The organism is Promicromonospora sp. NPDC060271 (assembly GCF_042726755.1).
In the GTDB taxonomy this organism is placed as follows: domain Bacteria; phylum Actinomycetota; class Actinomycetes; order Actinomycetales; family Cellulomonadaceae; genus Promicromonospora.
Genome location: NZ_JBHXBG010000189.1, coordinates 1 through 10,060 on the forward strand (window position 1 = coordinate 1; position 10,060 = coordinate 10,060).

Consider the following 10,060-nt stretch of genomic DNA (forward strand, 5'->3'; position numbering starts at 1 on the left):
GCGCGGCGGGGGGGGGCGGGGGGGGGGGGCCCCCCCCCCCCGGGGGGGGGGGGGGGGGTGGGTGGTGTTCAGAGGCTGTGTGCGGTGATGTCGCCCTGGGTGGTGGTCGCGTGGATCTGCACCTCGGGGGTGCCGGTGTTCTTGAGGGTGTTCTCGATCCGGCCCATGGAGGTGCCGGCGTCCAGCGAGGCGGACACACCGGGGGTGACGCCGACGGTCACGTTGCCGGCCTGGGTGGTCAGCACGACCTTGCCGTGGGCTGCCTCGGTGAGGGTGATGTCGCCCTGCAGGGTGCTGATCTGTCCGGGACCGTTCAGACGACCAACGACGATGTCACCGGCCTGGGCGGTGAGCTTCACGGTTGCTGCCTCGTCGAGCTTGATCTCGCCGTAGGCCTCGTGGGCGACGTCGCCGAACCGGCCCACGCCCCGCAGCTCGGCGGTAGCCGCCTTGCCCTGGACGTTGGAGCCGGCGGGAAGCTGGACGGTCACCTCGATGGTCCCGGAGGCGCCGAGGACCTCGTGCTTGACCGGTGTCGTGATCCGCAGGACACCGTCGGCGTGCTCGACGGTCGTGCGCTGCGCGGCCTGCACGTCGCGGCCCTTGGTGGCGTCCGCGGGGAGGACCTCGACCACGGTGTCGGTCCGGTCGGCGGCGATCAGCCGGACCCGGGCGGCGGGGATGTCCAGGACGGTGGTGATCGGGTTCGGGGTGTCGAAGGTCTGCATGGTGTCCAGCTCCTGTGCTCGGTAGCGCTCTTACTTTCTGATATCGGAAACGCTACGTTGCGTTCGCTGATCAGGCAACACTGTTGTTGCGTTGAATACCTGTTTGTGCAGGTCAGACTCAATAAATCGTTGCGCACCGCCAAGAATTAACGCAACACGGCTGCCAGGTTACGTTGCACTGGCCAGAACTGAACGCTATTCTGAGGGTCCGCACGAGCACCGAGGAGATCGCTATGCCGGGTGGCAGGCTCACCAAGCAGGAACGTCAGCAGATCGCACTGGGGCTGGCCGACGACCTGCCCTACGCGGAGATCGCGCGACGGCTCGACCGGCCCACCTCGACGGTCACCCGCGAGGTGCTACGCAACGGCGGTCCCGTCGACTACCGCGCCGACCTGGCCCACCGGGCGGCCGAGCGTCGCGCCCACCGGCGCAAGCAGACGACACCCCGCGGGCAGGAGGCGCTCCCCCAGGCTCACGGACGCGACGCCGAGGCGGTGCGCGAGTTCGAGGAGTCCTTCACCACCCTCTTCATGCAGTCGGGCGTGCCCCGCATCGGCGCCGGAGTGCTGACCTGCCTCCTCACCGCCGACGCGGGCAGCGTCACGGCGGCCGAGCTCGCCCAGCGCCTGGACGTGAGCCCCGCCTCCGTCTCCAAGGCGATCTCGTTCCTCGAGGGCCAGGGCCTCGTGCGCCGCGAGCCCGGCGAGGGTCGCCGCGAGCGCTACGTCGCCGACAACGACGTCTGGTACCAGTCGATCATCGGCACCGCACAGTCCAACGCCGAGCTCGCCAAGTCCGCACGACAGGGTGTCAGCGTCCTCGGCCGCGGCACTCCGGCGGGCGAACGGCTCGAGAACATCGCGCGTTTCATGGACTTCATCAGCGAGAGCCTCGTGCGGGCGGCTGCGCAGGCGCGCGAGATCCTCCACACGAAGTCCGGGACCCCCTCGGACGACCCGTCCTGAGCGCCGGTCCCGACCAGCGGGTCAGGCGTCGTTCGAGCCCGTCCGGTCGATGATCAGCGGCGACAGCTCCGCCGGGACGTCTTCGATACCCGGACCGCCGCTCTGGAGCCACTCGCGGAGCCGGGCTGTCGGCTCGTCGCCGGCGAGACGCTCGAACCACACGGGCCTGCCGGCGGCGGCACGCCCGGCGCCACTGGGGCGCGCGACGACGACGTCCCCGCGCTCACATTCATCCAGGCACTCGGACAGGGTCAGGCGCGCGACACCGCCGGCGTCCAGTCGGCGCAGCCGGCCGAGCTGCCCGCCTGGTACGTCGTTCTCGCCCAGCGTCTCTCCGGCGCAGAGGCTGCACGCCGTCAGCCCGGGGATCGTCGTGGCGGAGCGAACCGGTGGAGTCTCGAGCACCACCGGATCATACCCCCTGCCCGTATCGACATACCCACCGGAGGTATGACATGGGCCACATGCGCCGAAGGTTGAACTGGATACCCCATGGGGGTACGAATCTCCCGTGGCCACACGGCCGCGGTCCGCCGGGTCCCCGACGGATGCCGTACCTCCCGGTAAGGAGCAAGCCATGTCACAGGCATCAACCCAGCGCCCGGCCAGACGCTGGCAGGCGCTGGGCCTCATCGCCCTGGCCCAGTTCATCGTCATCATGGACACCTCGATCATCGGCGTCGCGCTGCCGAAGATGCAGCAGGACCTCGGGTTCTCCCAGGAGAACCTGTCGTGGGTCTTCAACGCCTACGTCGTCACCTTCGGCGGCCTGCTGCTGCTCGGCGGGCGCCTCTCGGACCTCTTCGGCGCGCGCCGGATCTTCAGCCTCGGCTGGATAGTGCTGCTGGCCGGATCGCTGGTCGCCGGCCTTGCCCAGGAGCCCGTCGTGGAGCTCGTCGGACGCGCGTCGCAGGGCGTCGGCGCCGCGCTGATCGCGCCGTCGGCCCTGACGCTCCTCATGCTGGTCTTCGGCCCGACGCCGCAGGACCTGCCCAGGGCGTTCGCCTTCTACGGCGCCGCGGCACCCGCCGGAGGCACTGCCGGGGTCTTCCTCGGCGGCCTGATCACCGAGTACGCCTCATGGCCGTGGGTCTTCTACATCAACATCCCGATCGCCCTGGTCGCGCTGGTCGCGGCCTCGGTCCTGCTGCCGGCGGGCGCCGCATCGCGCGGCTCGGTCGACGTCGTAGGGACGCTGCTGGCGACCGGCGGGCTCGGCGGCGCCGTCTTCGCCATCGTCCGCGCGCCCGAGGTCGGCTGGGGTGCGCCCGCCACGTGGGGCGTCCTGATCGGCGCGATCGCCGCGCTGCTGGTCTTCGTCGCCGTCCAGGCGAAGAAGCGCGAGCCGCTCGTGCCGCTGTCGATCTTCCGTGCGCCGAACCTCGGCGCCGCGAACCTCGCGCAGCTCCTGCTCGGCGCGGCCTGGGTGCCGATGTGGTTCTTCCTGAACCTGTACCTCCAGCAGGTGCTCGGTTACTCGGCCTTCCCGTCCGGTGCGGCACTCCTGCCGATGACCGCGCTGATCATGATCGGCATGATCGCCCTCGCACCGCGGGTCACGGCACGGTTCGGCGCCAAGGCGACGACGGTGACCGGCATGGCCGTCCTGGCGGCGGGCCTGTTCTGGCTCTCGTTCATCCGCGCCGACGGCAGCTTCTGGATCGACGTGCTGCCTGCCTCGCTGCTGGCCGCGCTGGGTATGTCACTGGCGTTCATCCCCTCGCTGAACACCGCCATCGCCAGCGCCAAGCCGGAGGAGGGTGGCCTCGCCTCCGGCATCGTCAACACGAGCTACCAGATCGGCTCCGCGCTCGGCCTGGCGGTCGTGACCGCCCTGGCCGCGTCGTACGGCGCGAACCAGGGCGGTGACGCCGCGGTGCTCACGACCGGCTTCTCCGCGGCGTTCGTCGCCGCAGCGGTGGTCGCTCTCGTCGGGGCCGTCCTGGCGACGGCGACCCTGCGGGCCACCGCGCCAACGCAGGCGACGGCCGACGTCGCGGCTTGACCCGTTCGCGGACGCCCACGGGTGCCTGACGAGTACCCGGGGGGGTTCCGGCCGTGTCAGCCGCGTCGCGCCGATCCGACACCGGACGCCCTTCGGGAACGTCGAAGGCCGCTGACCTGCTCTTTCGAGCGGTTCAGCGGCCTTCACCGGGTGGAGCTAGGGGGATTCGAACCCCCGACCTCTTCATTGCGAACGAAGCGCGCTACCAACTGCGCCATAGCCCCTCGGACTGCAGAAGAGTAGCACTTCAACTCAGGTGATCCGCAACTTCTTCCGGTGTCGCGCGGGTCACGGACACGTGGCCCGCGCGACCTGGACCGGCGACATCACCCCGCCGCCCGGCGTCGCGCCAGGATCTCCTCCAGCGGCTTGCCCAGCGTCTCGGACTTCATGCGCGGCGGCTCGCCCCGCAGGAGCTCGTCCTCGGTGACCGGGTCGGCGCCGGCCCGGGCGGAGCCGGACACGGGGATCGACGGCGGCAGCACCGCACCGGACCCGGGCTGCCGACCCGCCGTCGGACCCGAAGATGCCGCCGGGCCCCTGGACGCCGTCGACGAGGCCGGAAGTGCCGCCGGCTGCCGCTGCGGCGCCGCCGGCTTGGTCACGTAGGTGGGCAGCGGGACAGGGACCGGGTCCCAGGCACGCCCGCTCGGCGGCTCCTCCCGCTTCGCCGGCTCCGCTACCGGATCCTCCGCCTGCGCCTCGTCCTCGACGGGCACCTCGATGACCTTCGGCTGCGCCGGGCCGTCGAGGATCTCGTCGAGCACGTCCTTGCGGACGACCCGTGGGATCGCCTGCGTCTGCGTGCTCGAGCCGTGGATCGCCAGGCCGGTGACCTGCGCCCGGTTTCGCGGCGCGTAGGGCCCGCCGTTCGCGAGGACGCGAGCCTGTGTGGCACGCTGCCTCGCCGCCCGCACGGTCGCCTGCCACCGGGCGTCCGCCCGCCGTGCCGCCCGGGCCGCACGGCGACCCAGGAACAGCACGAACAGCAGCATCGCGGACGGCGCGACCGCCGTGCCCCAGTGCAGCCGGTCGAGTCCGACGAGCACCCAGGCGACGATGCTGCACACCAGCAGGAAAGCGGAGACGATGAGACGACGCCGGGCACGCGCGGCCCGCCGCGCACGCCGCTCGACCCGGCGGATGCGCTCCGCCGTCAGCGGGCGGCCACGGACCATGATCTGGAGCGGGTGCCCCTTCGGGGTCGGGCGGGCGACGCGCGGCACACCCTGCCCGGTCCCCCGCGGCTTGCCGTCAGTAACCATCGCCCCTCCTTTCCGTCCGGAGCCACTCATCGCGACGATGCGCAGCCCTGCCGAGAACCGGTCGGGCACCCGCGAGTCCGCGAGCTCTGACCGGTAACGCACCAGGCTTGGCAGCCAATAGCCCAGCCACAGGACGAACAGCGCCGCGGCTGTCAGTCCTGCAGTCGATTCCACGACACGACGTTAGGCGAGCATCGCCGCGCCCAGCGGCACCACGCGCGGCGTGTCCTGCCGTCAGGGCGCGTCCCGCAGGCGCTGCCAGCGCGCCAGCAGCCCCTCAGGGACCTCCTCGCGGGTGACGGCGAAGGTTCGGTGGTCCCGCCACTGACCCTGGATGTGCAGGAAGCGCTCACGCACGCCCTCGTCCCGCAGCCCGAGCTTCTCGACCACACGAAGGCTCGGCTTGTTCTCGGGCCGGATGTTGATCTCGATGCGGTGCAGCCCCAGGAAGAACGCGTAGTCGGTCGCCATCGCGACGCCCGTGGGGATGACGCCCCGACCGGCGACGCTCTCGCTCACCCAGTAGCCGATGCTCGCCGAGCACATCGATCCCCACGTGATGGAGGAGACCGTCAGCTGCCCCACGAGGGCGCCGTCGAGCTCGACGCCGAACGGGAGCGACGTCCCTGCGCGGGCCTGCGCGGAGAGCGAGCGCACGTACTCACCGAACGTCGAGGCGATGTACCGGTTCGCACCGGGCGCCGTCGCCTCCCAACGCTCCAGCCAGGCCGCGTTCTCGGCCCGGAGCCTGGACCAGTCGGTCGCGTCCCGCCGACGGAGAGGGCGCAGCACTACCGCACCTGCCGACGTGTCCTCGCGCAGCGTCACCGGCCATGGCTTGGCCACCGTCCACCCCTTAACAAACTTTCCCGTCGTGCCTTCTGGCACGTCCGACTTGCTCGACGGCATCATCGTTCGCCCCTTGCCACGTCCCAAGACGAATCCCGGCGTTGGAGCGGGTCTACCACGCTCGGTGGTGCAGGACCCGTCGAGCAGCCGCTCGGTCATGTTCTCGCCTTCTTCGTACGCTGTTCGTAACAATCTTGTCTCGGAGTCTTGGCACAATAGCGGTCATGAGCGGCATCTCTGTTCCGACGCCACAGCCTTACCCCGTCACACCCGGGATGGAGACGCGTGACGCCAAGGAAGAGCTTCGCCGCGCGATCCGTGCGCAACGCGGCCATCGGTCGGCCAGGCAACGGGCCCAGGCGGCCGAATCGCTAGCGGACATCATCGAGTCAATTCCCGACGTTCGCGACGCGGGCTGTGTTGCGGCGTACGCGGCGCGGAGCGCCGAGCCCGGCATGCTGCCGCTCCTGGACCGCCTCATGGACCGCGGGGTCCGCGTGCTGCTCCCCGTGCTCGGGGCCGGGCTGGCCCGCGACTGGGCCGACTACACCGGCTCGCACGACCTCCTCGAACGTGCGCCGGGCCGTCCGCCCGAGCCCGGCGGCGCCACGCTGGGCACCGACGCCATCAAGCTGGCCGACGTCGTCCTGGCGCCGGCTATCGCCGTCGACACCCGTGGGGTGCGGCTGGGGCAGGGCGGCGGCTGGTACGACCGTGCGCTCACGCACCTGCGGCCGGGGGCGAAGGTGATCGCCGTCGTCTTCCCGGAAGAGGTGTACGACGCCGCGGACCACCCGCTCCCGCTCGAGGAGCACGACATCCGCGTGGACGCCGTCGCGACGACGACCGACTGGCGCCTGCTCGGCGGGAGCTAGAACCCGCCTCCCGCCGAGCAGGCGGCCTGCCTCACGGGGTGAGGGTCAGCTCGTCCTCCTGCGCGGCGGTCACCGCCTCGGGGCTGGACGGCCACGGGAAGGTCTCGCCCGTCGCCCAGGCCTCGAGCTGGTCGTCGTAGTGCGCGGACGCCGGGTGCGCGGACGTGCCGGTCACCACGACCCAGGTGGAGGCGTCGAGGTCCGCGAGGTCGACGACCATGCGCATCGACGGGCCGCTCGTCACGTCGAAGCTGCCGCTGGAGGCGTCCCACGCGGTGGCGTTCACCACAGAGGTTCCGCCACCGACCTTGACCGGCGCCGGGTTCATGTACGCGGCCAGCGGCGTCGGGATGCTCGGCCCGCCGAGCACGAGGTGCTGCAGCTTGAGCTGGTGGAGCGTGCCCCACTCCCAGTCGCTGGTGTCCTTGCCCAGCTCGACCGTGAGGTCCTGGCGTGCGCTGACCAGCGCCTCCGTGAGCACCTGGTCGCGGCTCTCCACGACCGCGACCGTCGAGTTGTCGTCCCAGAACTCGTCGTCCGGTTCGTCGAGCATGCCCTGGATCACGGCGAGCCAGCGGCTGCCGCCGTCGGGCCACATGGGCTGCGGCAGCTCGTCGTTGAACGTGATCTCCAGGAGGTTGCGCCACACCGCCGCGAAGTAGGCGGCAGCCGCCGAGTCCGGGTCCATGGAGTAGTCGTCCCACTCGTCCAGGAGCTTCTGGCCGTCCGAGTCGTAGCCGGCCGGCAGCTCGACCTCGCGCAGCACCGGCACCAGGGTCTCGGCGAACACGCTCCACTGGTCCATCTGGAACTCCGACATGTCGGCGGCCGTGAGCTTGCGGCCCTCCGCGATGCGCTGGCTGATGAGCTTGCGGATCCGTTCCGACCGGTACCCGTAGTCCCAGTCGCGGGTGATGAACGGCCCGGACCCGCTGGGCAGGACCGCCTGGTTGGCCGCGACGATGAACCCTTCCTTCGGGTCGACGACGCCGGGCATCTGCTCAGGGGCCACGTAGCCGGTCCAGTCGTAGCGGGCGTCCCAGCCCGGGCGCGGCCAGGAGCCGTCGGACTCCACGGCGCCGGGGATGCTGGCGCGCACCGGGATCTTGCCGGGCGCCTGGTAGCCGATGTGGCCGTCCGTGGTGGCGAAGACGATGTTCTGCGACGGGACCTCGAACTTCGCGGCCGCGGCCTTCATGTCCGCAGGGGTCTTCGCACGGTTCATCTCGAACACGGCGTCGGCGGTGCGGCCCGGCTTGAGCGCGGTCCACTGCAGCGAGATCTCGTACTGACCGCTCTGCTCCTCGGTCGGTGAGCTGCGCACGGCGTCCATGGTGGCCTCGTCCATGACGGACGAGATGATCGGGCCGTGCACGGTCCGCCGGACCTCCAGGTCGACCGGGCTTCCGCCGTCCACCCGGATCACCTCGGTCTCCTTGTCCATCTCGACCCACTCGTCTACGCCGCGCAGGTACGTATCGTTGCGGACCCGCTCGATGAAGAAGTCGGTGACGTCGGCGCCCATGTTCGTCAGGCCCCAGGAGATGTCCGCGTTGTGGCCGATGATCACGCCGGGGAAGCCGGAGAAGGAGAACCCGGAGACGTCGAAGGGGCACTCCGGGCCCACCTGGTTGCAGTGCAGGCCCACCTGCGCCCAGATACCGGGGGCCGCGAGGTCGAGGTGCGGGTCGTTCGCCAGGAGCGGCTTGCCCGACTCCGTGTACTGGCCGGACACCACCCACGAGTTCGAGCCGGTGCCCTCGCCGCGCGCGATCTGTACCGGGACGGCGTCCAGGGCCCGCTGCGCGGACTCCACTGCCTCCGTAAGGTGCGGGCTCTCGTAGGCGTGCCCGGTGGCCGACATCGTCTGGGTCGCCTGGGTCTGCTGCGTCGCCTGCGTGGCCCCCGCCTCGGCGGGGTCCAGGATCGGCGCGTTGCCGGTGGCCGAGAACGCCGGGAACAGCTCGTTGACTCGCGCCGCGTCCTTGTCGAGCGTGCCGTAGGCCAGAGCCCGGTCCAGCTCGTCGTCGTAGTTGCTGCGCAGGTCCCAGGCCATGGCCTTGAGCCAGGCCAGCGAGTCGATCGGGGTCCACGTCTCCGGCTCGTTCACCTCGACGCTGACGTCGAGCACCGTGTACTCGAACGCGGTCTCGGCGGGGCTGCGGTTCTTGAGGTAGGCGTTGACGCCGTCCGCGTACGCCTGCAGGTACTGCCGCGTCGTGTCGTCGAGGATGTTGAACTCCTCCTCCGCGACGTGGCGCCAGCCGAACGTGCGGGTGACCATGTCCGCCTGGATCGCGTCGGCGTTGTTGCCGACGAGCTCGGCCAGACGGCCCGCGGTCACGTGCCTGCGGTAGTCCATCTCGAAGAAGCGGTCCTGCGCGTGCACGTAGCCCTGCGCGCGGAACAGGTCCTCCGCCGAGTCGGCGTAGATCTGCGGGACGCCCTGGGCGTCGCGGCTGACGCGCACGTCGGAGCTCAGTCCCTCGACCTGGATCTCCCCGGAGTACTCCGGCAGCGGCCGGCGTGCGGTCAGCCAGGCGAAGGTCGTCAGAGCGACGAGGACGAGCACCATGATGACGGCGGTGCCGACGATGAACTGGCGGACACGAGTGGTGCGAGTCCGACGGGGCTTGGTCGGTACCGCACCGTCGGAGGTTGCTGTTTCGGCGGGCTCTACGGGCTCGGCGGCAGTGGTCGCGGACACGCACTGGAGACTACCGCCCGCCCCTGTCCTTGCGTGAACGGGCCGGAGTGAACACACGGCGTGAACACACGCGGGAGGTCCAGGGACTATCCCCCACCACGGGGCCGTTACTATTGGCACTCGGAAACCCCGAGTGCCAGAGCCGGTTCCAGTGAGCGCGCGACGCTCCGCCCGGCCTGATGTTCAAGAGGAGTGCACGTGCCCACCTACGCGTACCGGTGTGCCGACTGCGGCCACGCGTTCGACATCCACCAGGAGTTCAGCGACTCTTCGCTGACCGTCTGCCCCGAGTGCCAGGGCAAGCTGCGAAAGGTGTTCAGCTCTGTGGGCGTCACCTTTAAGGGCTCCGGCTTCTACCGCACGGACTCGCGCAGCACGTCGACGACCAGCACCGTGAAGCCGGGCAAGTCTGAGTCCTCCTCCGGCTCGTCGAGCGCTTCGTCCGCGGACAGCTCCGGGTCGTCGTCCTCGTCGTCGGGGTCGTCGGGCTCTTCCGGTTCGTCCGCGACCTCCGGATCGTCGTCGAGCGGGTCGAGCACGTCGAAGGCCGCCTCCGCCTGATCCCGCGGCCCTTGTTCGGTCCGTTGCTCGCCCTTGCGTGGTGAGTGCGGTGCTCGTCGCTGAGGTCGGCACTTGGCATCGAGGTCGGTCCAGCCCTGGACC

Annotated in this window: 9 protein-coding genes, 1 tRNA gene and 1 pseudogene; 4 read left to right on the plus strand and 7 right to left on the minus strand. The window is 70.6% G+C overall.

The genetic code is table 11. The features are described 5' to 3' along the window. Nucleotides 1–68: 68 nt before the first annotated feature. Entirely contained in the window at nucleotides 69–728 is a 660-nt protein-coding gene (locus tag ACFWE2_RS21950; protein WP_377226331.1) for a DUF4097 family beta strand repeat-containing protein, read from the minus strand. A 233-nt stretch (nucleotides 729–961) separates the two neighbouring features. Here ACFWE2_RS21950 and ACFWE2_RS21955 point away from each other — a divergent pair, with 233 nt between their 5' ends. Next, on the plus strand, nucleotides 962–1,696 hold the full coding sequence (locus ACFWE2_RS21955) for a helix-turn-helix domain-containing protein (protein WP_377226332.1): 735 nt from the start codon (nucleotides 962–964) through the stop codon (nucleotides 1,694–1,696). Nucleotides 1,697–1,717: 21 nt separating this feature from the next. Here ACFWE2_RS21955 and ACFWE2_RS21960 read toward each other — a convergent pair whose 3' ends face one another. Further along, nucleotides 1,718–2,101, minus strand: a complete 384-nt coding sequence (locus ACFWE2_RS21960) for a hypothetical protein (protein ID WP_377226333.1) — start codon at nucleotides 2,099–2,101, stop codon at nucleotides 1,718–1,720. Nucleotides 2,102–2,273: 172 nt separating this feature from the next. Here ACFWE2_RS21960 and ACFWE2_RS21965 point away from each other — a divergent pair, with 172 nt between their 5' ends. Beyond that, complete coding sequence (locus ACFWE2_RS21965; RefSeq protein WP_377226334.1) at nucleotides 2,274–3,701, plus strand: MFS transporter; 1,428 nt, start codon at nucleotides 2,274–2,276, stop codon at nucleotides 3,699–3,701. Between the two features lie 151 nt (nucleotides 3,702–3,852). Here the strand turns inward: ACFWE2_RS21965 and ACFWE2_RS21970 are convergent. The 3 genes from ACFWE2_RS21970 to ACFWE2_RS21980 all read right to left on the minus strand — a co-directional run bounded on the left by ACFWE2_RS21970 (nucleotide 3,853) and on the right by ACFWE2_RS21980 (nucleotide 5,812). After that, nucleotides 3,853–3,925: transfer RNA gene (locus tag ACFWE2_RS21970), tRNA-Ala, on the minus strand. Nucleotides 3,926–4,027: 102 nt separating this feature from the next. Beyond that, nucleotides 4,028–5,140, minus strand: a complete 1,113-nt coding sequence (locus ACFWE2_RS21975; RefSeq protein ID WP_377226335.1) for a hypothetical protein — start codon at nucleotides 5,138–5,140, stop codon at nucleotides 4,028–4,030. A gap of 60 nt (nucleotides 5,141–5,200) precedes the next feature. Continuing rightward, nucleotides 5,201–5,812, minus strand: coding sequence for a GNAT family N-acetyltransferase (locus ACFWE2_RS21980; protein ID WP_377226336.1), 612 nt, complete (start codon nucleotides 5,810–5,812; stop codon nucleotides 5,201–5,203). A gap of 227 nt (nucleotides 5,813–6,039) precedes the next feature. Between ACFWE2_RS21980 and ACFWE2_RS21985 the strand changes: the two genes are divergently transcribed. Continuing rightward, the gene (locus ACFWE2_RS21985) at nucleotides 6,040–6,690 is read left to right on the plus strand and encodes a 5-formyltetrahydrofolate cyclo-ligase (RefSeq protein ID WP_377226337.1); all 651 of its coding nucleotides are present in this window, start codon (nucleotides 6,040–6,042) and stop codon (nucleotides 6,688–6,690) included. A 31-nt stretch (nucleotides 6,691–6,721) separates the two neighbouring features. On the opposite strand, the gene ACFWE2_RS21990 is transcribed toward ACFWE2_RS21985, so the two are convergent. Next, nucleotides 6,722–9,265, minus strand: a complete 2,544-nt coding sequence (locus ACFWE2_RS21990) for a penicillin acylase family protein (protein WP_377226338.1) — start codon at nucleotides 9,263–9,265, stop codon at nucleotides 6,722–6,724. A 330-nt stretch (nucleotides 9,266–9,595) separates the two neighbouring features. Here ACFWE2_RS21990 and ACFWE2_RS21995 point away from each other — a divergent pair. After that, nucleotides 9,596–9,736, plus strand: a pseudogene (locus tag ACFWE2_RS21995) (FmdB family zinc ribbon protein); the annotation flags it as partial. A 14-nt stretch (nucleotides 9,737–9,750) separates the two neighbouring features. On the opposite strand, the gene ACFWE2_RS22000 reads toward ACFWE2_RS21995, so the two are convergent. Beyond that, nucleotides 9,751–10,060, minus strand: a 310-nt coding sequence (locus ACFWE2_RS22000; protein ID WP_377226339.1) for a hypothetical protein, incomplete at its 5' end; no start/stop codon positions are given.